Annotated in this window: 24 protein-coding genes; 12 read left to right on the top strand and 12 right to left on the bottom strand. The window is 72.0% G+C overall.

Going from position 1 to position 22,646, the window contains the following annotated elements; translation table 11 throughout:
- Positions 1–2 precede the first annotated feature (2 nt).
- The 3 genes from kdpC (at position 3) to ACFVQG_RS29225 (ending at position 2,907) form a co-directional block, all read left to right on the top strand.
- The gene (gene kdpC, locus ACFVQG_RS29235; protein ID WP_383389059.1) at positions 3–614 is read left to right on the top strand and encodes a potassium-transporting ATPase subunit KdpC; all 612 of its coding nucleotides are present in this window, start codon (positions 3–5) and stop codon (positions 612–614) included.
- Positions 615–779: 165 nt separating this feature from the next.
- The gene (locus ACFVQG_RS29230) at positions 780–2,192 is read left to right on the top strand and encodes a TrkH family potassium uptake protein (RefSeq protein ID WP_383389057.1); all 1,413 of its coding nucleotides are present in this window, start codon (positions 780–782) and stop codon (positions 2,190–2,192) included.
- Positions 2,185–2,907 (top strand): potassium channel family protein, encoded by a 723-nt coding sequence (locus tag ACFVQG_RS29225; protein ID WP_383389055.1) that lies wholly within the window; start codon positions 2,185–2,187, stop codon positions 2,905–2,907. The genes ACFVQG_RS29230 and ACFVQG_RS29225 overlap by 8 nt, the downstream gene beginning before the upstream one ends.
- A 33-nt stretch (positions 2,908–2,940) precedes the next feature.
- On the opposite strand, the gene ACFVQG_RS29220 is transcribed toward ACFVQG_RS29225, so the two are convergent.
- The gene (locus ACFVQG_RS29220; protein WP_383389053.1) at positions 2,941–3,438 is read right to left on the bottom strand and encodes a lamin tail domain-containing protein; all 498 of its coding nucleotides are present in this window, start codon (positions 3,436–3,438) and stop codon (positions 2,941–2,943) included.
- Positions 3,439–3,661: 223 nt separating this feature from the next.
- Here ACFVQG_RS29220 and ACFVQG_RS29215 point away from each other — a divergent pair, with 223 nt between their 5' ends.
- Together ACFVQG_RS29215 and ACFVQG_RS29210 are read left to right on the top strand one after the other, a co-directional pair.
- Complete coding sequence (locus tag ACFVQG_RS29215; RefSeq protein ID WP_383389051.1) at positions 3,662–4,315, top strand: DUF1707 domain-containing protein; 654 nt, start codon at positions 3,662–3,664, stop codon at positions 4,313–4,315.
- Positions 4,312–5,382, top strand: coding sequence for an ABC transporter substrate-binding protein (locus tag ACFVQG_RS29210; RefSeq protein ID WP_383389049.1), 1,071 nt, complete (start codon positions 4,312–4,314; stop codon positions 5,380–5,382). The genes ACFVQG_RS29215 and ACFVQG_RS29210 overlap by 4 nt, the downstream gene beginning before the upstream one ends.
- Before the next feature lie 39 nt (positions 5,383–5,421).
- Here ACFVQG_RS29210 and ACFVQG_RS29205 read toward each other — a convergent pair whose 3' ends face one another.
- The 3 genes from ACFVQG_RS29205 to ACFVQG_RS29195 all read right to left on the bottom strand — a co-directional run bounded on the left by ACFVQG_RS29205 (position 5,422) and on the right by ACFVQG_RS29195 (position 7,902).
- Positions 5,422–5,877 carry a phospholipase A2 gene (locus ACFVQG_RS29205; protein ID WP_383389047.1) on the bottom strand — a complete coding sequence of 152 codons (456 nt, stop codon included), beginning with the start codon at positions 5,875–5,877 and terminating at the stop codon, positions 5,422–5,424.
- Between the two features lie 755 nt (positions 5,878–6,632).
- Positions 6,633–7,073: a cytidine deaminase gene (locus ACFVQG_RS29200; RefSeq protein ID WP_383389044.1), complete on the bottom strand. Its 441-nt coding sequence runs from the start codon at positions 7,071–7,073 to the stop codon at positions 6,633–6,635.
- A 142-nt stretch (positions 7,074–7,215) separates the two neighbouring features.
- Complete coding sequence (locus tag ACFVQG_RS29195; RefSeq protein ID WP_383389042.1) at positions 7,216–7,902, bottom strand: SDR family oxidoreductase; 687 nt, start codon at positions 7,900–7,902, stop codon at positions 7,216–7,218.
- A gap of 99 nt (positions 7,903–8,001) precedes the next feature.
- Between ACFVQG_RS29195 and ACFVQG_RS29190 the strand changes: the two genes are divergently transcribed.
- The 4 genes from ACFVQG_RS29190 to ACFVQG_RS29175 all read left to right on the top strand — a co-directional run bounded on the left by ACFVQG_RS29190 (position 8,002) and on the right by ACFVQG_RS29175 (position 12,235).
- Positions 8,002–8,562, top strand: coding sequence for a TetR/AcrR family transcriptional regulator (locus ACFVQG_RS29190; protein ID WP_383389040.1), 561 nt, complete (start codon positions 8,002–8,004; stop codon positions 8,560–8,562).
- A gap of 84 nt (positions 8,563–8,646) precedes the next feature.
- Positions 8,647–9,807: an FAD-dependent monooxygenase gene (locus ACFVQG_RS29185; RefSeq protein ID WP_383389039.1), complete on the top strand. Its 1,161-nt coding sequence runs from the start codon at positions 8,647–8,649 to the stop codon at positions 9,805–9,807.
- A 1-nt stretch (position 9,808) separates the two neighbouring features.
- Entirely contained in the window at positions 9,809–11,344 is a 1,536-nt protein-coding gene (locus ACFVQG_RS29180) for a hypothetical protein (protein ID WP_383389037.1), read from the top strand.
- A 75-nt stretch (positions 11,345–11,419) separates the two neighbouring features.
- Positions 11,420–12,235 carry an endonuclease/exonuclease/phosphatase family protein gene (locus ACFVQG_RS29175; protein WP_383389035.1) on the top strand — a complete coding sequence of 272 codons (816 nt, stop codon included), beginning with the start codon at positions 11,420–11,422 and terminating at the stop codon, positions 12,233–12,235.
- A gap of 57 nt (positions 12,236–12,292) precedes the next feature.
- Here the strand turns inward: ACFVQG_RS29175 and ACFVQG_RS29170 are convergent, their stop codons facing one another.
- The gene (locus ACFVQG_RS29170) at positions 12,293–13,690 is read right to left on the bottom strand and encodes an MFS transporter (RefSeq protein ID WP_383389033.1); all 1,398 of its coding nucleotides are present in this window, start codon (positions 13,688–13,690) and stop codon (positions 12,293–12,295) included.
- 133 nt (positions 13,691–13,823) lie between these two features.
- Here ACFVQG_RS29170 and ACFVQG_RS29165 point away from each other — a divergent pair, with 133 nt between their 5' ends.
- Entirely contained in the window at positions 13,824–14,342 is a 519-nt protein-coding gene (locus ACFVQG_RS29165) for a winged helix-turn-helix transcriptional regulator (protein ID WP_383389031.1), read from the top strand.
- A gap of 37 nt (positions 14,343–14,379) precedes the next feature.
- On the opposite strand, the gene ACFVQG_RS29160 is transcribed toward ACFVQG_RS29165, so the two are convergent.
- The 7 genes from ACFVQG_RS29160 to ACFVQG_RS29130 form a co-directional block, all read right to left on the bottom strand.
- Complete coding sequence (locus ACFVQG_RS29160; RefSeq protein ID WP_383389030.1) at positions 14,380–14,808, bottom strand: hypothetical protein; 429 nt, start codon at positions 14,806–14,808, stop codon at positions 14,380–14,382.
- Positions 14,809–14,970: 162 nt separating this feature from the next.
- Positions 14,971–16,335, bottom strand: coding sequence for a glucose-6-phosphate dehydrogenase (locus tag ACFVQG_RS29155; RefSeq protein ID WP_383389028.1), 1,365 nt, complete (start codon positions 16,333–16,335; stop codon positions 14,971–14,973).
- A complete protein-coding gene (locus ACFVQG_RS29150) occupies positions 16,332–18,164 on the bottom strand; it encodes a glycoside hydrolase family 15 protein (protein WP_383389026.1) in 1,833 nt (610 codons plus the stop codon). The genes ACFVQG_RS29155 and ACFVQG_RS29150 overlap by 4 nt, the downstream gene beginning before the upstream one ends.
- Before the next feature lie 109 nt (positions 18,165–18,273).
- Entirely contained in the window at positions 18,274–19,083 is an 810-nt protein-coding gene (locus tag ACFVQG_RS29145; protein WP_383389024.1) for a universal stress protein, read from the bottom strand.
- A gap of 50 nt (positions 19,084–19,133) precedes the next feature.
- Positions 19,134–19,760, bottom strand: coding sequence for a hypothetical protein (locus tag ACFVQG_RS29140; protein WP_383389022.1), 627 nt, complete (start codon positions 19,758–19,760; stop codon positions 19,134–19,136).
- Positions 19,761–19,886: 126 nt separating this feature from the next.
- Positions 19,887–20,486 carry a DUF998 domain-containing protein gene (locus ACFVQG_RS29135; RefSeq protein WP_383389020.1) on the bottom strand — a complete coding sequence of 200 codons (600 nt, stop codon included), beginning with the start codon at positions 20,484–20,486 and terminating at the stop codon, positions 19,887–19,889.
- Between the two features lie 206 nt (positions 20,487–20,692).
- Positions 20,693–21,082, bottom strand: coding sequence for a RidA family protein (locus ACFVQG_RS29130; RefSeq protein WP_383389018.1), 390 nt, complete (start codon positions 21,080–21,082; stop codon positions 20,693–20,695).
- A gap of 84 nt (positions 21,083–21,166) precedes the next feature.
- Between ACFVQG_RS29130 and ACFVQG_RS29125 the strand changes: the two genes are divergently transcribed.
- Entirely contained in the window at positions 21,167–22,072 is a 906-nt protein-coding gene (locus ACFVQG_RS29125; protein WP_383389016.1) for a LysR family transcriptional regulator, read from the top strand.
- A 129-nt stretch (positions 22,073–22,201) separates the two neighbouring features.
- The gene (locus ACFVQG_RS29120; protein WP_383389014.1) at positions 22,202–22,642 is read left to right on the top strand and encodes an OsmC family protein; all 441 of its coding nucleotides are present in this window, start codon (positions 22,202–22,204) and stop codon (positions 22,640–22,642) included.
- Positions 22,643–22,646: the final 4 nt, after the last annotated feature.

Below are 22,646 nucleotides of genomic sequence, written 5' to 3'. Positions count from 1 at the left end.
ACATGAACACCTCTCTCGCCACCACCGGCCGCACGGCCTGGGCCGCCCTGCGCATGCTGCTCGTCCTCACCGTCCTGACCGGCGTCGGCTACCCGCTGGCGGTCACCGGCATCGGCCAGGCCCTCTTCCATGACCAGGCCAACGGCTCCCTGGTGCAGGTCGACGGCCATGAGGTCGGCTCGAAGCTCATCGGCCAGAGCTGGAACCTGCCCGGCACCGACCGGCCCGACCCCCAGTGGTTCCAGGGGCGGCCCTCCCACAGCGGCTACGACCCCCTGTCCACCGGTTCCAGCCAACTCGGCGCCAGCGACCCCACCCTCGTCAAGGACGTCAAGGCGGCCAAGAAGCGGGTCGCCGCCTTCAACGGCGTACCCGAGTCGGAAGTCCCCAAGGACGCGGTCACCGGCTCCGCCTCCGCCATCGACCCGCACATCTCGCCCGACTATGCGGACATCCAGGTCAGGCGCGTGGCCGAGGCCAACGGCGTGTCCGTCGCGCAGGTGCGCAAGCTGGTCGACGAGCACACCGACGGTCGCACCCTCGGCTTCATGGGTGAGCCCCACGTCAACGTCCTCGAACTCAACATCGCCCTCAGGGAACTCGCCGGGAGGTAACGCGTCCAGCGGCATCAGGTCGACGCGGCGCCGTCGACCTGTTGCCGCTCCTCCGAGGCCCTGTCCGGTCGCGTGTTCGGTTAAGGTGTGCCGCCGGGATCTTGGCATGACCTGCCGGATCCTGACGACGTCCGAGCGGGATGCGACAGGTGGAGGGGCCCGAGCGTGAGCGAACGCGCGGCGGTGCCGTCGGCGGGGGCGGTCCGTCGTTCGAGAGCGGTGCGGGTGTGGCACGCGCTGTTCCTGGCGCACCCCGCGCGGACCGTGGTGACGGGCTTCGCCGCGGTGGTGCTGATCGGCACCGTCCTGCTGACGCTGCCGGTCGCCAGCGAGGACGGCTCGCCCACCGGGCTGGTGACGGCACTGTTCACGGCCACGTCGGCGGTCTGTGTGACGGGCCTGGTCGTGGTCGACACCGGCACCTACTGGAGCGCCTTCGGCGAGGGCGTGATCCTGGCCCTGTTCCAGGTCGGCGGCTTCGGCATCATGACCATGGCCTCCCTGCTGGGCCTGCTCCTCTCCGGCAAGCTGAGGCTGCGCATGCAGCTCACCGCGCAGGCGGAGACCAAGAGCCTGGGCATCGGCGACGTACGCACCGTGCTGCTCGGCGTCGCCGGGTGCACGCTGATGGTGGAGCTGGCCGTCGGCGCGGTGCTCGCGCTACGGCTGCGGTTCGGCTACGGCGAGTCCCTGGGGGACGCCGTCTACCTGGGCTTCTTCCACGCCGTCTCGGCGTTCAACAACGCCGGTTTCGGGCTGCACGCCGACAGCCTCACCCAGTACGCCCGGGACCCGTACATGACGCTGCCGGTCGCCGTCGCCGTGATCCTGGGCGGCATCGGCTTCCCGGTGCTGTTGGAGTGGCTGCGCCACCGTCGCCGCAGACAGCTCACCGGCCGCCGGGGCTGGTCCCTGCACTTCCGTCTCACCGTGCTCACCACGGCCGTGCTGCTGGGCCTCGGGGCCCTGCTGACCTGCGCCCTGGAGTGGGGCAACGACGGCACCCTCGGACGCTTCGACTGGCACGAGAAGATCCTCGCCGGGTTCTTCCACTCGGCCATGTCCCGTACCGCGGGCTTCAACAGCGTCGACATCGGCGCGATGACGGACGCCACGCTGCTGCTGACCTGCATGCTGATGTTCATCGGCGGCGGCAGCGCCGGTACGGCGGGCGGCATCAAGGTGTCCACCTTCGCCGTGCTGGGCGCGGCCATGGTCGCCGAGGTGCGCGGCGAGCCCAACTCCGGTGTGCTGGGCCGCAAGCTCGCCCCGCATGTGCTGCGCCAGGCGCTGACCGTCGCCCTGGGCGGCGTCGGGTTCGTACTGAGCGCGACGCTCGCCCTCCTCGTGGTCGTCGACGAACCCTTCGAGGAAGTCCTGTTCGAGTCGGTGTCCGCCTTCGGCACCGTGGGACTGTCCACCGGCATCACCGCCGATCTGCCCACCAGCGGACAGCTGATCGTGATCGTGCTGATGTTCGTCGGCCGACTGGGACCGGTCACCCTCGTGTCCGCGCTCGCCCTGCGCGAGCGCACCCGCCGCTACCAGCTACCTGAGGAGCGACCCGTCATTGGGTAACTACCTGCACAACCTGCGCCGCCGCCGCGCCAAACAGCTCGCGGCCCAGTACGCCGGACAGCACGGGGACCAGCGCGTCGCCGTCATCGGCCTGGGCCGCTTCGGCAGTTCCCTGGCCATCGAGCTGATGCGGCGCGGCTGGGACGTCATGGGCGTCGACACCGACCCGCAGCTGGTGCAGAAGATGAGCGACTGCCTCACCCACACCGCCGTCGCCGACTGCGCCGACCCCGAGGCGCTACGGCAGCTCGGTGTGCACGAGTTCACCAGCGCGGTCGTCGGCATCGGCACCGACATAGAGGCGTCCATCCTCATCGCCACCAATCTGCTGGAGGCGAAGGTGCCCAACATCTGGGCCAAGGCCATCAGCCGTCAGCACGGTCAGATCCTCGAACGGCTGGGCGTCCCCCACGTGGTCCTCCCCGAGCACGAGATGGGCGAGCGCGTCGCCCATCTCGTCACCGGTCGGATGCTCGACTTCATCGAGTTCGACGACAACTACGCCCTGGTCAAGACCGTCGTCCCGGAGGCGGCCACCGGTGTCCCGCTGGGCCGCAGCGGGGTCCGCACCAAGTACGGGGTCACGGTGGTCGGCATCAAACGCCCGGGCGAGGGCTTCACCCACGCCACCGCCGACACCGTCATCTCCAAGGGAGACGTCATCATCGTCACCGGCAAGATCCGGGACGTGGAGTCGTTCGCCGAACTCGACTGAGCCTCGGTCCCGGCAGGGACGCGTCGGACGTGGTCAGCCGTGGTAGCTGATGTAGCCGTTGCCGTCCCGGTCGTCGTCGCGCTTGGTGTAGGAGTGCACGTCGGCGCGGGCGCCGGACGGCTTGTACAGGTAGATGGTGTCCTTGTCGTTGTTCCACATGAAATTGCAGTTCTGGCGGTAGACGACGTTGTTGGCGTCGGAGTCGGTGCCGCGTCCGCCGCGCAGCTTCACGTAGTCGCCGGGCTGGAGGTAGTGGTTGGCGGTGAAGGCGTACCTGTTCCCGGCGGCGTCCTTGACGACATAGCCCTTGAGGTTGACGGTCCTGCTGCTCGAGTAGTTCTTGACCGTCAGGTACTCGGCCCTGGTGTTGCCGCCGCTGCACCGGTTGTCGTCCGGGCCCGGCGCGTCGTACTGGATGCCCTTGACCTTCAGGGCCGAGGTGTACTCGGCGGCCTGGGCGGGCGTCGCGGTCACGGCGGCCAGTACTCCGGTGGCCGTGGCCGCGGTCGCCACGGCGAGGCGTATGCGCATGAGGTGATCCCCCCTCGTTGGTGCCACTGGTGCGGGCGGAGCCTATCGAAGGTGTACGAGATATGTCGGCCCTGTGATGAAAGTGTGAAGTGGTGGAGGGTTCCGAGGCGGGGTCGGTGGTCAACTTGCGTGTCGCGATATGGCGTTAGTCTTCTCCTTGGCGCGCCGCTGCCCGTGTCGCGCCGGGACGGTCGCCAGGACTCCGCAGGACTAGGACGGAAGCATGTCGGGAGAGATCTCGCCCACCGGGAAGGGTCCCGGCTCGTCGCCCGAGCTGCGGGCGTCCCACGCGGACCGGGACCGGGTCGTGGACGTCCTGCGGATCGCGGCGGGGGACGGCATGCTGACCGCGGAGGAGCTGGACGAGCGCCTGGAAGCCGCCCTGTCGGCGCGCACCCTGGGCGAACTGGCCGCCCTCACCGCCGACCTGCCGCCGGTATCGGCCACGGGTGGCCTGGCCGGAGCAGAGGTCAAGGACGTGGTCCGGATCGAGCAGGTCTTCAGCGGCCCGATCGAGCGCGCCGGGCGCTGGGTGCTGCCGAGGCGGCTGGAACTCGCCGTGACCTACTGCGAGGTGACGCTCGACTTCACGGACGCCGTGATCACCCACGACACCCTGCGGATCGACGTGGCCATGACGGGGAAGACCCTGACGCTGGTCACCAAGCCGGGCATCGTCGTCGATACGGACGGACTGCAACTGGTGCACAGCAGGGTCAAGCACCGCCAGGCCCCGACGAGCCCCGCCACGCCGGTGCTGCTGCGTGTCGAGGTGGTCGGTCACAAGGCCCACGGCCGCGTGGTGGTACGACCGCTGCGGCGGACCTTCGGCCAGTGGCTGCTGCGCAGGCCCGCGTCCCCCGCCACGGGCGCATGACGTCCGTCCGGATCGGCGCCCTCGCTCCGCTGACCCGGCCTGGCTGGGTTGAGGCGGGCCAGCACCTGCTGGCCGGAGCGGAGTTGGCCGTGGGTGAGGTCAATGACACCGGTGGGATCGGCGGACGACCGCTGGAGCTTGTGGTGCGGGACACCGCGGCCGACCCCCACCGAGCCGTGACCGCCTTGGGCGAACTGGCCGAGCTGGGCGTGGTCGCGGCGGCGGGGGAGTACCACAGCGTCGTCGCTCGGGCCGCCGCCGCCCGGGCCGACGCCCTCGGGCTGCCGTTCCTCTGCTCGTCGGCGGTGCTCGACGCGCTCACCGACCATCCGACGGACTGGGTCGCGCGCCTCGCCCCGCCGCAGTCCCGTGGCTGGCGGGTCTACGGCGACTTCCTCCTCGGCGCGGGCCACCGTCGTATCGCCGTAGCGGCCCAGCCGAGTGTCTACTGGGCGACCGGCACCCGCGTCCTGCGCGACCACCTCGGCGCACACGGCGGCACGGTCGCCGAACTCGACATGAGCGTGCTGACCCCCGACGCCGTGTGCGACGCCCTCGTGGAGAGTCGTGCGACGGCCCTCCTGCTGCTGGTGGGCCATCCGGATCCGGCGGTGCCGGTCGTCAGGTCCGTCCGCGGTGACCAGCGCCTCGCAGGGATCCTGATCGGAGCCCCGGCCGGGCAACCCGAGTTCGCCACCTGGGGGGCGTCGCTGGGCGACGACGGCACGGGGGTGCCGTTCCTGCGTTATCTGTCCGAGCGGCTCAGCCCGTTGGGGGCGCGGGTGGAGGGGGCCCTTCGCGAGAGGCTGGGTGAAGCGCCCTCCTTCGTGGCCTTCGAAGGCTATGACATGGTCGTCGTCCTCGCGGACGCGCTGCGGTCGTACGGCGTGGACCGCGCGAGCATCGCCGCGGGCTGGCCGCACATCGGGGTCGAGGGCACCCGTGGGCCGATCCGGTTCTGCCGCACGCCGGGCACCGGTGTGTGGCAGTGGGCCTGGGCGCCCGTCGAGGTGGTCGACCGCGATCCGGCGCGGCCCGGTCGCCTGCGGGTCCTCCGCACGGGCTGAACCGGCGGGCGTACCAGCCCGCCGGTTCAGCCCGCGCTCTCAGCCCGCTTCCCAGAAGTGCTCGTCACCGAAGCGGCTCACGGCGTCGTAGGCGACCTTCGCGTGCCCCAGGCACCAGTTGCTGCCGCCGTGGTGGTCGATGCAGGTCTGGCGCATCTCGTGCCAGAAGCGGGTGTCGATCCAGTCCTTCGTCTCCCGGGTCGGGCTGAGGTTGAGGCCTCCGTACTGATGCCCGTAGTTGCGATAGCCGAAGTCGTGCTGGTTGCACGCCTCGGTGAACAGGTCCTTGAACTCCTGCGGGCCGCTGCACCCGTCGTTGGACCAGTTGAACGGGGGGATCTTCGGGTGGTTGGTGAAGTCGTAGTAGCGCAGGTTCATGATGAGGTCCGCGGTCTGCCGGACGTCGTCGGCGGTGGCCGGGGGCGTCGCACCCAGCGCGAGTGCCGCCACGGTGCCGAGTGCTGCGACGGTCGCGCGGAGCTTGGTTCGGGTCATGGTGAGCCTTTCGATGAGGTGAGGTGAGGTGAAGGAAGGAGAGAGGGGCGGGCCTACGGCCGCTGCCCCACGGCGCCGTCACCTCCGGAGGTGATCCGCCGGGCCGATGAGGGGAGTCTGCGGCGAAAGATCACCGCTCGCCAGGCGATCCCGCCCGCTTCCCCCATCTCGGGACAGGAACGGCTCTGACCTGCTGGGACACGACCGTCCCGGGACCCGGGGCGGCGGGGGGCGGGCGGCGAGCGAGGTGAGGGCGCTGAGGGTGACTAAGGATTGCCGCGTCGACGCCGCCCCTCGAATATGAGGGGCCACGGCGTGCAAGGGGCGTGGGACATTGACCGGCGTGACGAAGGAAACGGCACCAGACGTGCCGCGACTCCTGGAGGAATGGGCGACGTGACGCGCAGGGTGCTGCCGGTGCTCACCGACGGCGTACCTCGCTGCCCGACTGGTGCGCCGCGCTGCCCACCCCGGGCAACCGCCGCTTCGAGCGCGCGGTCACCGACCTGCGCCGTGCGATCGACGACTCCATCACCGCGTACCGGCGCGGCGGCACCGACCACGGCGACCTGCTGTCGACGCTCCTCGCCAGCCGGGACGAGGACGGCGCTGGACTGACCGACGCCGAGATGCACGACCAGGTGCTGACCCTCGTCTCCGCGGCCTGGCTGTGCATGCGCCGCAGCATCCGTCCCGTCCGGCTCGGCGACGTCGACGTCCCCGCTTCTCGCTGACGGGAGTGTCCCCTGCGGCCGTCAGGCTCCGGCCGCACCAGCGGACGCGGGATCCGCGTCCAGCTGGTGGTCAGCCCAGACATAACTCGCGGGCAGCAACTCGGCGATGGGGACGCTCCGCACCCGGTCGCCCTCGCCGACGATGACCTTCAGCTCCGGGAAGTAGTCGAGAAGAACCTGACGGCACCGCCCGCACGGCGGAACAACCCCCCGGTCGCGGTCGCCCACGGCGACGATGGTGTCCAGCTCGTAGACGCCCTGGGCGGCTGCCGTGCCGATGACGACGAGTTCGGCGCAGGGGCCGCCGGTGAAGTGGTAGGCGTTCACCGCGCTGACGATCCGCCCGTCCCGGGCCCGGGCGGCTGCCGCCATGGTGTGGTTGTCGCCCCGGCACCGGGTGCGAGCGACGTCGGCCGCGGCCCGGATGAGTTCGTGGTCGACGTCGTGGGTCTGCTGGGTCATGTCTCCGCCTCATCAGGAGTGCCACGGACGGTACAAGGCGGCCAGCCGAGGAAGCCGACGGCTCATCCCCTTGTCGTCGTCGAAGCATTCCGCGTACTCCAGGATGCGCACTCTGCCACACCGCGGAGACCGCCGACCCCCCTCACGCCGCGTCAGGAGAGGCCGCCAGGCTCTGCTTGACGTAGCGCGTCGTGTCGTCCGCGAGGATCTCGGGCAGGCCCTTCTCCACACCGTCCAGGGCCTGGGCCGCGACATCGGCGGGGTCGGTCTTCTGGTCGGCGGGGACGCTGGCGGCCATGTCGGTGTCCATGTACGCGACGTGCAGCGCGGAGACGGTGATGCCGCGCGGGGCCAGTTCCTCGCGGGTCGCGCCGGTCAGGGCCCATGCCGCGGCCTTGGTCGCCGCGTAGGAGCCGAGGGGGGCCGGGTGCAGCCAGGACAGGACGGACAGGACGTTGAGGACGGCGCCGCCGCCGTTGGCCTCGATGACCGGGGCGAAGGCGCGGGTCACGGCGAGCGGGCCGAAGTAGTTCGTCTCCATCTCCAGGCGCACCGCGTCCACGCCGCCCGCGATGAGCGGCGTACCCGTGGAGATGCCCGCGTTGTTCACCAGCAGCGTCGCGTCCGACGCGACACGGGCGGCGGTGCGGATCGACTCCTCGTCGGTCACGTCCAGGTGCAGCGGGACGGCTCCCGGCAGGTCCACCGTCTCGGGGTGGCGGGCCGCGGCGTACACCTTCGCCCCGCGCCGCACGAGCTGTTCGGCCAGGTGGCGGCCGAGCCCCCGGTTGGCGCCGGTGACCACTGCGACCGCGTTCTTGAGTTCCATGTGCACTCCCGTGGAAAATTAGATTATGGGTGACATCTAAACACTGGCCTAGGATAGATGCCAGTCGACATCCAAACGAGGGCCGGGAGGCGGTGGCTCATGGGCCGCGTATCGCAGGCGCAAGCCGAGGAGAACCGCAAGCGGGTCGTGGAGACCGCGTCCCGGCTGTTCCGGGAACAGGGAACCCACGTCAGCGTCGCCGACCTGATGAAGGCGGCCGGGTTCACCCACGGCGGCTTCTACAAGCAGTTCGCCTCCAAGGAGGCACTGATCGGCGAGGCCACCACCCACGCGTTCGACGGGTTCACCCAGCGCCGCGACGCCGGACTCGAACGGCACGCAGGGCAGCGCGAGGCCGCCCAGACGGCGCTGATCGACGGCTATCTGTCCACGGAACACCGCGACAGCCCCGCGGACGGCTGTCCCGTCGCCGCACTCGCCACCGACATGGCGCGTGAGCCCGGTGACCACGAGGCCCGCCGCGCCTACACCGAGGGCGTGCGGGACTTCGCGGAGTGGCTCGACACCGAGGACGAGGACGGGGTCACCCGCCTCTGCACCATGGTCGGCGCGCTCGTCCTGGCCCGCGCCACCAAGGGCTCCCCCCTCTCCGAGGAGATCCTCGCCACCGCGCGCGCCGCGCTGACCGCGAGCGACTGACCGTACGTTTGACAGGGCCCTGTCGGCATGCTGCGATAAGGCCCTGCTCAGCGGGCCCGCGCCCCCGAACCCGGAGCGAGGACCATGCCGCAGCGCACCGCGACCGTCGTCGGCGGCGGCATCGGCGGCCTCGCGGCGGCCATCGCCCTGCACCGCAAGGGCTGGCGCGTCGAGGTGCTCGAACGCGCCCCGCGGTTCACGGAGATCGGCGCCGGAATCTCCCTGTGGCCGAACGCCCTGCGCGCCCTCCGGGCCCTCGGCCTCGACGACACCGTCCGGACCCTCGGCTCCATCGAGGCCACCGGCGGCCTGCGCGACCGCAAGGGCCGCTGGCTGTCCCGCACGGACAACACGGAGCTGCGGCGCCGCTACGGCCAGCCCCTGGTCGTCCTGCACCGCGCAGACCTGCTGCGGGCCTTGACCGAGGCGCTGCCCGCAGACGGTCTGCGGTCGGGCAGCGCGGTGTCCGCGGTGCGCGAGGAGGACGGCGCCCGGCCGGTCGTGGAGCACTCCGCGGGCGAGTCCCGGTCCGACCTCGTCATCGGCGCCGACGGGCTGCGCAGCACCGTCCGCCGCACCCTGTGGCCCGACGCGGCCGAACCCCGGTACGCCGGGTACACCGCCTGGCGCATGGTCACCGAACCCCTCGCCGAACCACCCGCCGAGGGCGCGGCGATCTGGGGACGAGGGGAGAGGTTCGGCTACACGGCACTCCCGGACGGCCGGATGTACTGCTTCGCGACCGCGTCACTGCCACCGGGAACCGCCCCCACCGCATCCGAACACGCCGCACTACGACACCGTTTCGCGTCCTGGCCCGACCCCGTACCCGCCCTGCTGGCCGCCGTCCCCGCGGACGCGGTGCTCCGGCACGACCTGTACGCACTGCCGCCGCTGCCCTCTTTCGTCCGGGGCCGGGTCGCCCTGCTGGGCGACGCGGCGCACGCCATGACCCCCAACCTGGGCCAGGGCGCCTGCCAGGCACTGGAGGACGCGGTCACCCTCGCCCACTGCCTCGACGGCACCCCGGACACCACCGCCGCCCTCCGCTCGTACGACCTGGCCCGCCGCCCCCGGACGCAGGCCATCACACGCCGCTCCGCCCGGCTCGGCGCACTCGGCCAGTTGTCGTGGCCGCCCGCGGCGCTGCTGCGCGACACTGCCGCCCGGCTGACGCCGACCTGGGCGACGCTGCGCGCCATGACACCGGTGCTCGGCTGGACCGCACCCGGCGGGGAGCGCTGACATGCCGGACTGGACGTACCACCCGCTGCGCGGCCCGGCCGCCGCCGTCCTCGGCCGACGCCGTTCACAGCTCACCGCGCTGCGACTGCTGGCCGCGATCGGCTCCCGGCCCCGTGGCGCACGGCTGATCGCCCGCGCGTTCGGCCACCGCCATCCGCCGCAGTGCCTCGCGGGCGAGATCGCCGGTGTGCCGGTGACCGTCCGCCTCGGCATATCCGTCCCGCCCTCGCTCGCCCACGAGGCCATACGCGCCATGCCCCCACTCGGGGCCGGTGTCGTGGAGGTGGCGCCCGTCTCGGCCGCCGACGCCGAGACCGTACGGCGGGCCGCCGCCGACCGCTCCGTCCCGGTCGTCGTACGCGCCACCGATCCGGGGACCGAGGCCGCCCTGCAGCCGTATGTCGACGGGTTCACCAGCGGCGACGAACCGCACGTCACCCGCGTGTCCGAGCCTTCGGTCGGCGCCGCGGCCGACGCGCTGGCCGAGCCGGGCGCCGTGGTGCTCGCCCGGCCCGCGGTGCTCGTCGCGGCCGGGCCCGGATGGTTCGCCCGGGTCATCGAGGCGGCCACGCCCACCACGTCCGCGCCGCGCCTGCGGGACGTCGGTCGCGACCCCCGCCGCTGGCCCGCCTGGTGGTGGGCGCTGCTCGTCGGGCTCGGCATGACGGGCGCCGGGCTGGGCGCGGCGGCGATCACGCTGGGGCCGGTGCTGCTCTGGTACGACCGTGACTACCTCGGCATGACCCTGCACCAACTGCATGCCGCCAACCACCACCTCGTGCACTTCCTCCAGCACGACCGCATCACCATGGCGGGCACCATGGTCGCGATCGGCGCCCTCTACACCGGCCTCGCCGTGGGCGGAATCCGGCGCGGCTGGGGCTGGGCCCGCGAGGTGTTGCTGCTCTCGGGGGCGATCGGCTTCCCCACCCTCTTCTACTTCCTGGGCACCGGCTTCGTGGAACCCCTGCACACGGCCACCGCCCTCGTGCTGTTCCCGATGTTCGTGGCCGGGGTCCGCCGAACCCCGCACGCACCGCGCTGGCGGTGGGCGCCCGAGGGTCCGGAGCCGGAGCGCGGACGGGCGCTGGTGGGCCAGTTGCTGCTGATCGTCACGGGAGCGGGGCTGTTCGTCGGCGGCGCGGTGATCTCCGTGGTCGGTCTCACCGGGGTCTTCGTGCCGACCGACCTGGTCTTCCTGGACGCCAGCGCCCCGGCGCTGGAGGCCGTGAACCCGCGGCTGGTGCCGTTCGTCGCCCATGACCGCGCGGGGTTCGGCGGCGCCCTGATGTCCGCCGCGGTGGCGATCACGCTGCTCAGCGCGTGGGGCTGGCGGCGCGGTGAGAGCTGGGTGTTCTGGACGCTGGGTGCCGCGGCGGCGGCCGGTTTCCTCCCGGCCGTCGTGGTGCACGGGGCCATCCACTACACGGACTTCGTCCACCTCGCGCCCGTCTACCTCGGCATCGCCCTGACCGGCACCGGCCTCCTCCTCGCCCGCCCCTACCTGTGCGCGAAGCCGTCGGCGGCCGACCGGTGACACCTTGCCGACAGGTCGGCGAACACTTCCCGATGCCCCTGTCAGGACCGGCGCGGACCGGCGCACAATCGCGCGGTGATCAAAGACCTGCTCGCACGGCTGCGTTCCGTGCTCCCCGCCTGTCTGCTCGCCGCCGGGCTGCTGACCCCGGCCGCCACCGCCACCGCGAGCGCCGCTGACGCCGACTCCGGTGCACCGCGCACCCAGGCGCGTCCGGGCTATGCGCTGCTCCAGATGAACGTCTGCGCCAGCGGATACGCCGGGTGCTACGGGAAGACCGAGTATCCGAAGATCCTGGACGAGGTCGTCTCCCGCACCCTCGCCAACGATGTCAACGCCGTCACCCTCAACGAGGCGTGCAGCGGCGACGTCGCGGAGATCGCCGCCCGCACCGGCTACCACTACCGCTTCGCCACGGTGATCTACCGGGGCGCCCCGCTGCCGTGCAAGTCCCCGGAGGGACGGGGCGTGTTCGGCAACGCCGTGCTGACCAAGGAGGCCATCCGCGCCCACCAGGACGCGCCGTACTCCGTGTTCAGCGGGGTCGAGGAGCGACGGTGGCTGTGCGTCACCACGGCCCGTGGCCTGGACGTGTGCACCAGCCACCTCTCGACGGACGGGGAGGCGCCCGGCACCACCAACTCCGTCCAGTGCGACGAACTGCGCCAGGTGCTCGCCTCGCGCGGCCGTCCGACCCTCTTCGCGGGCGATGTCAACCGGCGTTCCTCGTGCGCGCCCGAGGGGCAGTGGACGCTGACCGACGCGGCGGCGGGACAGGCACCCGGGATCCAGCATGTGTACGGCGACCTGCGGGCGCCGCGTCTGGAGATCGAGGCGACGACCTACACGGACCACGACGCCATGGTGGTCCGGGCGGGGCTCAGGCGCTGAGCCGGTCGGTGCGAGGCGAACGGTATCGGGGGTTGCCCGGGACCGTTCGCCACCCCCTCACGCCCGCTCCCGCACCACCAGCACCGCCCCCGCAGCCAGCACCGACAACACCGCCCCGGCGAGGATCGCGACGTTCGTGCCGTCCCCCAGACCGCCGCTCGACGAGGTGACGACGGCGATCGTGAGCGCCACGCCGACCGAGGAACCGATGTACCGGAGGGTCTGCTGGGCGCCCGACCCCATGGCCGCCCGGGCGGCCGGCACCGACCCCACCGCCAGCAGGGGCAGGGCGGCGTTGAGCAGGCCGCTGCCGATGCCGCTGATGACCAGGCCGGGCAGCAGCCGGTGCCAGGATCCCGCGTTGATCGCGCCGAGCATCGTCAGGGTGCCGACCGCGTGCAGGACGAACCCCAGGGCCAGTTGGTGACGCGTCGGCACCCGGCCCGCCAGCCGCTTCGTCTGGAGGGCCACACCGAAGGACAGGCCCGACCAGAGCAGCAACAGCCACGCCGTATCCAGGGGAGACAGACCGAGCGCCTGCTGGAGGATGAACGGCAGGAAGCTGAAGACGCCGATCACCGCGAGGCCCGTGAACAGGCCGCCGATGGACGAGGCCAGGAAGCCGGGGCGGCGCAGGAGGCCCAGCTCGATCATCGGGTTCCGCGCACGGCGTTCCACGAGCACGAACACGCCAAGGAGCACGACGGCCGCCAGGAGCAGCAGCCCCACCGGAGCGCGCAGCCAGCCGTCCCGGCCCAGCGTCAGGGCGGCGACCAGGGAGACCAGGGCCAGCCCGAAGGCCAGCGCGCCCAGGAGGTCGGGACGCCCGTCCCTCGGGGAGCGGGACTCCGCCAACGTACGCGCCGACAGGGCCGCCAGGACCAGCATCGCCGCGCCCAGGACGCCGTACGCCACCCGCCAGCTCGGTATCGCGGCCACCACCAGCGGACCGGCCGCGATGCCGCCGCTGACGAAGGCGCCCCAGACGCCGGTGGCGTGCAGTCGGCCGCGTGGGCTCGGGAAGGCGTGCACGAGAAGGCCCAGGCTGCTCGCGAGGATCGCCGCGCTGGCCGCGCCCTGTGCGATGCGGGCCAGGGTGAACAGCCAGGTCGAGGAGGTCAGCGCGCCCAGTGCGGTGGTGGTGCCGAGGGCGACGGTGCCGAGGAGGAAGATCCGGCGGCGGCCGTAGTCGTCGGCGAGGCTGCCCGCGACCAGCAGCAGGGCGGCCAGCCCCAGCGGTGTGCCGTTGATCAGCCAGGCCTGCGCGGAGAGCGGGGTGTGCAGGGCCGCGGCGGTGTCGCGGAGCGTGACGAGCGGCGCGGTGTACGTCATCAGCGTCACGGCCGTCGCCACGCTGGTCAGGGCGAGGGTGGCGCGGGCTCGCGGGGCGTTCTCGGGGGGCGCCTTGACGTCGGGTGTCGCTGTCTTGGCTGGTGGTGTGCCCAGGCGGGACATGGGGCTGGCCTCCGGAGGCTGGGAGCTAAGGTTCGTTCATTGAACCTACTTGCTCGCATCCGTGGAATCAGGAAGCTGACATGGATCCCGTCTGTGAGTTCAATCACCGAACTCACTAGGTAAGGTGGAGGGCATGGCGCTGGGCAAGGATTACGCGACGCAGGAGTGCAACATCGCGAACGCACTGGAGGTCGTCGGCGAGCGATGGACCCTGCTCGTCGTCCGCGACGCGCTGTTCGGCGTCCGTCGCTACAACGACTTCCTGGTCCACCTCGGCATCCCGCGCGCCGTGCTCTCCGCCCGGCTGCAGAAGCTGACGGAGCAGGGGCTCCTCGAGAAGCGGCGGTACCAGCAGTCGCCCCCGCGCGACGAGTACGTGATCACCGAGCGCGGCATCGCTCTGTGGCCCACCCTGCGCTCCCTCGGACTGTGGGGCCGCGAGCACCTCGAAGGCGCCCGCCGACGCACCTTCCGGCACGCCGACTGCCGTACCGAACTGGGGCCCTACGGGGAATGCCCCGCCTGCGGCATCGTCGTACCCGTCGGCGACGTCCTCATGGAGCCGGGCCCGGGGCTGGACCCGGACCCGGCGGACCCGGTCAGCCGGGCCCTGCTCAAGCCGAAGAGGCTGCTGGAACCGCTCGCCGTCTGAGCGCCTGGAACCGCTCGCCGTCTGAGCGCCCGCATCGCTACGCGGCGTCGTCGTCCCACGCGAGGAACCTGGCCAGCGTCCAGATGGCGAGGAGGTCGAGCGTCATCACACTGATCGACCACAGCGGGTAGAAGGGGATGAACATGAACTGGGTGATCAGGCTGACCGCGGCCAGCGCCACACCCGCCCCCGTGCCCCAGCTCCTGCCCACCAGGACACCCAGGCCAGCGGCGATGAGCGCGATCCCGATGACGATGTGGATCCAGCCCCAGGCCGTCAGGCTGAAGTCGTAGGTGTAGTCGGGGGAGCTGAAGAGGGTGTCGCGGGTGACGCCGACGACGCCGAGGAGGACGCTCAGCGTCCCGCTCAGCTCCAGCGCCCAGCCCGCGAAGAGGGCGGCCCCGCCGCCGAGTCCCCGTGCGCTGTTCGGTGGGTGCTGACGGACCCCGCCGGGTACCTGCGCCATGTGTCATGCCCCTTCCGCACGGTGTGGTCGCGGGACACCGCCGGTACGAGACGGCCGCGCCGCAGTCCCACCCTCGCCGCCCCGCCCGTGCCGGGCGACCCCGGGAGGCCGTCCGGGTGACGAGCGCGGAGAGGTCCGCGTCCGGCGGCGCCGACCGAGCCGTCACGACCGGGGCGGCAGCCCGTCGGAACCGGCCGGGTACTCCTCCAGCGGTACGACATCCCGCTCCCAGGCGTCGAGTACGGGGGTCAGGACCCGCCAGGCCTCCTCGGCCTCGTCGCCGCGGATGGAGAGGGCGGGGTCACCGTTCAGGACGTCCAGCAGGAGGCGGCCGTACGCCGGGAGGTGGGGTGGCTCCATCCGCGCGGTCAGGGACAGCGGGGCGAGGGCGTGCGTCCGGGAGCCGATGGCCGTCAGATCGAGGGTCAGGCCCTCCGGTTCCAGCCCGAAGCGGAGCACGTTGGGCAGCGCCTCACCGCTGTGGCCGAAGGGCAGGTGGGGCACGGACCGGAAGCGCACCGCCACCTCCTTGCGGTCCGCGCCGAGCGCCTTGCCGCTGCGCAGCCGGAAGGTCGTCCCCGACCAGCGCCAGTTCTCCAGTTCCAGTTCCACCTCGGCGTACGTCTCGACGCGCCGCCGCGGGTCCACGCCCTCCTCGTCGGCGTACGCGGGAATGTCATGGCCGTCGATCCGGCCCGCCCGGTAGCGGGCGCGGCGGGTGCGGCGTACGACGTCGTCCTCGGTGAGCGGCCGTACGGAGCGCAGGACGTCGACCTTGCGGTCGCGCAGGTCGCGTTCGCCGAGGGTGACGGGCGGCTCCATGGCGACCAGGCAGAGCAGTTGGAGCAGATGGTTCTGCACCATGTCCTTCAGCGCCCCGACGGTGTCGTAGTAGGTCGCCCGGCCTTCCAGCGCGAGGGTCTCGTTCCAGACGATGTCGACCTCGGCGATGTGGATGCTGTTCCAGAGGGGTTCCAGGACGCGGTTGGCGAGGCGGCTGCCGAGCACGTTCTGGACGGTCGTCATGGCCAGGAAGTGGTCGACCCGGAACACGGCCTCCTCGGGGACGAGATCGGCCAGCAGCCGGTTCAGCCTGCGCGCGTCGGCCAGGTCCTCCCCGAAGGGCTTCTCCAGCACGATCCGGCTGCCCTCCGGCAGGCCCACCTCGTGCAGGGCGGTGACCACGCGGGGGAAGACCGCCGGGGGCAGGGCGAGGTAGAGGGCTACGGGGCCCTCACCGGCGATGGCCGAGGCCAGGTCGTCGGGGCTGGTGACATCGGCCCGCTGGTAGCGGGCGGCGTTCACGACGGCCGCCCTGGCGTCGGGCGGGGAATCACCGGCATGGCGGTCGAGCTGCTCGGCCGCCCAGCGCCGGAACCGGTCGCTGTCCCAGTCCTGCCTGCTCGCGCAGGTCAGTCGGAGGCGGTCGCCGAGGTCTCCGGACGCCCGTAGCGCGGCCAGGGCGGGCAGCAGGTAGCGGGCGCTGAGATCACCGGTGGCGCCGAAGACGACAAGTCGGTCGATCATGTCCGACCGCCTGCCCGCGCCCGGGCGAGGTTCACCCCGCTGGCGGCGATTCCGATGTGGCTGAAGGCCTGGGGGAAGTTGCCCATGAACGCTCCGGTGGACGGGTCGATCTGTTCCGACAGCAGCCCGAGCGGGCTCGCGCGGGCGCACAGGGAGGCGTACAGCTCCTCCGCCTCCTCGATCCGGCCCTGGCCGACGAGGTTGTCGACGAGCCAGAAGCTGCACAGCACGAAGGCGCCCTCGTCGCCGGGAAGGCCGTCGGGACACTCCTCGTGCAGATAGCGGTAGAGCAGACCGTCACCGGCCGACAGGCGTTCGGCGACGGCGGAGACGGTCGCCACCATCCGTGGATGACCGACCGGAACCACCCGGCGCAGTGGCAGCGCGCGCAGGCTGGCGTCGACGGCGCCACCGCCGTCGAGATGGGCGCTCAGGGTCCGCGCGTCCTCGTCCCATGCCTGGTCGAGGATTCGCCGACGCAGTTCGTCGGCCGAGGCACGCCAGGACGCGACGTCACCCGGCAGACCGAGCCGCTCACCGATCGCCGCCGCCCGGTCCAGGGCCACCTGGCACATCCCGGCCGAGTAGGTGAACGTCCGGCCCTGGCCGCGCACCTCCCAGATCCCCTGGTCCGGTCGGCGCCAGGCCTGCTGGGCGGTGTCGGCCAGGTGGGCGAGGCTGGCCCACAGGGACGGCTGGATGTCCTGGCCGGTGAGCAGCCACTGGTCGGCGCAGTCGAGGACCTCGCCGTACACGTCGTGCTGACGCTGGTCGGTCGCGCCGTTGCCCCAGCGCACGGGGGCGGACCGCTGATAGCCCTCCAGTTCGGCGTCCTCGACCTCGTCCGGCACCGGGGCGCCGTCGGCCGTGTACATGATCCTGGGCCGCCCGCCGTACTCGAAGGCGTCGAGCACCCAGCCCAGGAAGGCGTCGGCCTCCCCGCCGAAGCCGAGGCGGCGCAGCGCGAACACGGCGAACGCCGCGTCCCGGATCCAGACGTAGCGGTAGTCCCAGTTGCGGATCCCGCCGATCGGCGCGGGCAGACCGGACGTGGGGGCCGCGACCAGCGACCCGTTGACCCAGTCGTCGCACAGCTTCAGGGTGATGGCCGACCGCCGGACCAGCGGCTCCTCGGGACCCTCGTACCGGAAGTGCCGCATCCAGCGGCGCCAGGCGTCCGCGGTGGCCCGCAGCACCGCCTCGGCGTCGAAGCGGTGGTGGCGGTGGAAGCGCCCCCAGGACAGCGCGAGGTCGAGGCGCTCGCCCTGCCGGAGGTCATGGGTGGTGTGCAGGCCGGTCAAGGGGCGGTTGGAGCGCAGGTGCAGCCGCAGATCCGGCCGCCGGGACGGGCGTACCTCCAGCCCGCTGAACAACGGCCGTGTCCGTGCGCCGCCGCGCGGCTCCAGGTCCATCCGCAGCCGCACCCGCCCCTCCAGTACCTGTGCGCTGCGGATGAGTTCCGCCCGGGTGGCCGGGACGTCGTCGGTGAGGTCCGCCCCGGAGCGCAGGGCCAGCGCGTCGGTGATCCGGACCAGGCCGGTGGTGCCGCGCAACTCGGTCGTCAGGACGCCGGTGTCGGGCTCGTAGCGCTGTCGCGCCTCGACCAGGTCCTCGGGCGCCAGGGTGAAATGCCCGCCGCGGGCCCGGTCCAGCAGACCGCAGAACACCGGGTCGGCGTCGAATCGGGGCAGACACAGCCACGGGATGGAACCGTCCAGACCGACCAGCGCGGTCGTCGCGCCGTCGCCGATGAGGCCGAGGTCCTCCAGGGGCGGATAGCCGCCGTTCCGTCGGCGAACGGGGCGGAAAGGGGGGTCGGGATCGTGCATGCCGTCTCTCCTTCCGCGGTGACGACGGCACTCGCGGCAGTCAGGGTGCGATGGAGGGACCGGGGACGCCACCGTCGCCTCGGAGCAGTTCCCGGCCCACGGCGTCCGCTCACGCCCCGCCGCGGACGATGGTGACGGAACTGTGCGCGTGGTGCAGCATCGCCTGGCTCACCGACCCCAGGAGCAGTCCGGTGAACCCGCCCCGCCCCCTGGCCCCGACGACCAGGAGCTGGGCGTTCCGGCTCGCCTCGATCAACACCTCACGGGTCTCACCACTCGCCACCTCACGCCTGACCGTGACATCGGGATACCGTTCGGCGTGACCGGCGAGTGCCTCGGCCAGCAGCCGCTCCGCGCTCTCGACACCGGTGCCGGGCGGCGCGTAGTCCGGCAGCCACGCGTGTACGGCGACGATCTCGGCCTCGCGCAGCGCCGCCTCGGCGAAGGCGAACTCGATCGCCTTCACACCCGCGGGGGAGCCGTCGACGGCCAGCACGACCGGACCGGTGTCGGCCGACTCCTCGCGGGCCACCATCACCGGGGACCGGCTGTGGGCGGCCAGGGACACCGCCGTGGACCCCAGCAGCATGCCGATGAAGCCACCCACCCCGCGCGCGCCCACGACCACCAGGTCCGCCGCCCGTGACTCGGCCTCCAGCACCGACACCGGGTCACCGGTCACCATGGCCTCGGTGACCTCGACCTCCGGCGCGACAGCGCGTGCCCGCTCGGCGGCCTCGCCGACCAGACGGTTGAGCGGCCTGGTGTCCAACGGCGCGTACATGGGTCTGACCGGCCAGCTGAGGGCGTACACCACGCGCAGTTCCGCACGCCGCCGCCGGGCCTCCAGGGCGGCCGTCTCCACCGCGGCGAGACTCGACGACGAGCCGTCCACTCCCACCACCACCAGATCACCCATCGCTCCTCCAGGGCTTGCGTCGTCCGGTCGGCCCGCTCGCTCACGAGGGGTCAGTAGCGCTGCGCCTTGGCGAGCCGGGGTGTCAGCCGGGCGTCCGCGGGCTGCCGACTGAAGGCGATGGGTTGTTCCTTCGCGCCCGGGTCGAGGTCCTCGGCACCGACGTACCTGGTCTCGACGACCTTCCCGTCCGAGTCCTCGAAGTCGATCTGCACGGCGTACGACGCCTTGCTGTCGGTCTTGTTCGTGATCGTGACCAGCACGGCGAGCAGCCCACTGGTCTCGTCCCTGGGCAGCCCCTTCATACCGACCTCGGACAGCGCGTTGCCGCGCCCGTCGGCCTCCTTGAGCACCTTCTCCGCGGCGGCGCTGGCACGGGCGGCCTCGGCCTCGACGGACGCCTCGAAGTCGGAGGCGCGGGCAGCCGCGGAGGAGGCCGCCGCCGAGGCCGAGGCTCGGGCGGACGCGATCGCGGAGGCCGCCTGGGAGGCCATCGCCGACGGCGGCAGCCCGGAGAACGACGCCGTGTCGGGGCTGCTGGTCGTCGGCGGGGGAGAGGCGCCGGTGTCGTCGTCACCGCCGCACCCGCCGACGGCACCGATCGCCAGAGCACAGCCGAGCGCCGTCACGACGGCTCGGTGGCCGGTCTTGCCCCCGCGACCGGGGAGGGTTCGCAGCATCCCGTCATCCTTCGCGCCCGCCGGATCAGTCCCGTTCATCCTCAGCGCCGCATATGCCGCTCGCGACTTGGCGGGGGCCGTTCGTAGCGCGGTGAGGCGCGCGGGCGTCCGCTCCGACGGACTCGGTCAGTCCGGGGACCCCGCGCCGTGTGGGTGGCGTAGGCAGGAGGCGACGACCACGAAGGGCCACAGGGACTGAGCGGATGTCACAAAGCGCTCGGCGACTCCCGCGGCGCCCTGATGGTGGGCCTCGACCAGGAACCAGACCGCTCCGGCGCCTATCAGAGCGCTCGCCGCGAGCGCGGGGACGGGCCTGAGGGCCCAGGGAACCGCGCCGCCGCGGGGGGAGGCCAGCACCGGCCACACCGCCAGCAGGAGGAAGCCGACCGCGGCGACCGAGCCATGACGCAGCGAGCCTCCACTGCTCGGCGTCGGCAACAGGGCCACCATCAGCGCCGCCACACCACCCCCACCCAGCGCCACCCGCCCGGCGCGCGCTGCTGCCCGCAGCCCCCAGGCGGTGAGCAGGTGGCAGACCCCCAGGGCGAACAGCGCTCCCGTCATCACCCAGAAGCCCGCGGAGCCGTAGGCGGCCAGGACGCTGATGGTCTGGGTGACGGGATCGTAGGCTGGCCCTTCGAGCCGCCCCGCGATGACCCAGCCCGCGATGAGGAGGGCCGGTGCGCAACCCGATGTGAGCAGGGCCCATCTGGGTACAACTCGCATCAAGTCACCATAAACGACATGGTGTGGGGATGCGGTGAGATCGCGGGGGCCGCTGAAGCTGTCCCGCGAGTGCGGTGTGGTGGTCTGGCGCGTGGCGCCGACATCGTCCGCGCCCTCCGTGGGCCATCGGGCCTGGTCCGAACGACATCGGGATCCTGACCCAGAGCGCGTCGACGCTCGCGGACACAGTCACCGCGACCACATCCTCAGGCGGTGGCCCGTCGCGCGTACACCTCGATCTCGATCTTCATACGAGGATCCGCGAGCCCGCACACGAGCATCGTGGCCGCCGGTCGGACCTCCCCGAAAGCGCGACGCAGCACCGGCCAGCAGGGCTCGAAGTCCGCCCGGTCGGGCAGCAGATACCGCACCCGGACCACGTCCGCGAAGCCGCACTCCGCCTCGGCGAGCGCGCCCTCGATGTTGCGCAGGCACTGCTCGGCCTGCGCCACCACGTCATCCGAGATCGTCATCGTGGCGTAGTCGAACCCGGTCGTCCCGGACACATGCACCCAGTCGCCGTCGACGACGGCACGGGCGTAGCCGATCTGCTCCTCGAACGTGGAGCCGCTGAGGATGGAGCGTCGCTCTGTCATGCGCCGAACGCTAGGTGACCAGCACGGATACGTCTAATACGAGTTCTGGCATGGACCGATATCCCTGGGCATATGGTGGGGCGGGTGCGCCGCCCCGAGCTTCCCCATCACCAGTTGTACGCCTTCGTCGTACTCGCCGAAGAACTCCACTTCGGCCGTGCCGCCGCCCGGCTCGGCATCGCCCAGCCCCCGCTGAGCCAACAGATCCGCCGCCTGGAGGCGAAGGTCGGCCACGCGCTGTTCAGCCGCGATCCAGGGCGCGTCACCCTCACCCCGGCGGGCCGGGAACTCCTCCCCGCCGCCCGGCATGCCCTCACCCACCTCACCGACGGCCTGGCGGCGGCCCGGGAGGTCGGCAGCGGCAGGGCGGGGCGCCTTCGCATCGGCTTCGCCGCCTCCCTCGCGCTGACCGTGCTGCCCGGCCTGCTGCGTGCCTTTCGGGAACGGTTTCCCGCCGTGGAACTCGACATCCAGGAGATGACGACCACACCGCAACTGGCCGCCCTGCGGGACGGCACCATCGACGTCGGCCTGCTCCGTGAGCCGCCGCCCTCCGACCCCGACCTCAGCTTCGAGACCGTACTGACCGAACCGTTCGTGGCCGTACTGCCGTCCACGCACCCCCTGACCGCCCAACGGACCGTCCGGGTGGAGCAGTTGGCCGACTCCCCCTTCGTGCTCCTGCCCCGCGCCGTCGGCCCACCCCTCCACGACCAGATCACGGCCCTGTGCACCGCGGCGGGTTTCACACCCCGGGTGACCCAGCACGCCGTGGAATGGCAGACGGTCTGCGCACTCGTGGGGACCGGCCTGGGCGTGTCACTCGCACCGGAGAGCATCCGCCGCATCCGCCTGCGGGACGTCGCCTTCCGCGGCATCAAGCCAGCCACCACGCGCACGCGGGTCGCTGTCTCCTGGCGCACGGACGACCGAAGCCCGCTGGTACAACGCCTGTTGACGACCCTCAATGAGGAACCCCGGTGGGCGTGAGGAAGGAGCGTCGGCCACGGGGCGGCCCCGGTGCGGCCGAAGGCCGCCCGGACCTCCCGGCGTGGCCGCTGACGCTGACGCATGCGTCCACCACGGCGCGTACGGCTCCCTGGCAGTACTGTCGGCGACATGAGCGAACACTCCGAGCGTTCCGTAGTCGTCGAGCGCACCAGCACCGGCCACTTCGTGGCGACCAATCCCCGTGGGGGATCGATCAGTTTCGGTACGGCGTCAGGTGCCGACTCGGACGCCGAGTTCACCCCGGTCGAGCTGCTGCTCGCCGCGATCGGGGGCTGTACGGCCGCGGACGTGGACGTCGCCACCAGCCGCCACGCGGAACCCACCGGGTTCTCCGTGACGGTGACCGGCGACAAGATCAGCGACGAACTCGGCAACCGCATGACCAACCTCGCGGTCACCTTCACCGTCGCCTTCGCGGAAGGCGACGGCGCGGACCGCGCTCGCGCGATCCTGCCGCGCGCGGTCAAGACCTCGCACGAGCGTCTCTGCACGGTCAGCCGCACGGTGGAGATCGGTACGCCGGTGACCGCGACCATCAAGGACGCCTGACCGG

It is taken from the genome of Streptomyces sp. NPDC057877, assembly GCF_042796855.1.
In the GTDB taxonomy this organism is placed as follows: domain Bacteria; phylum Actinomycetota; class Actinomycetes; order Streptomycetales; family Streptomycetaceae; genus Streptomyces.
The sequence above is the reverse complement of the archived record's forward strand: the minus strand, read 5'-3'. Positions and strand labels throughout refer to the sequence as shown.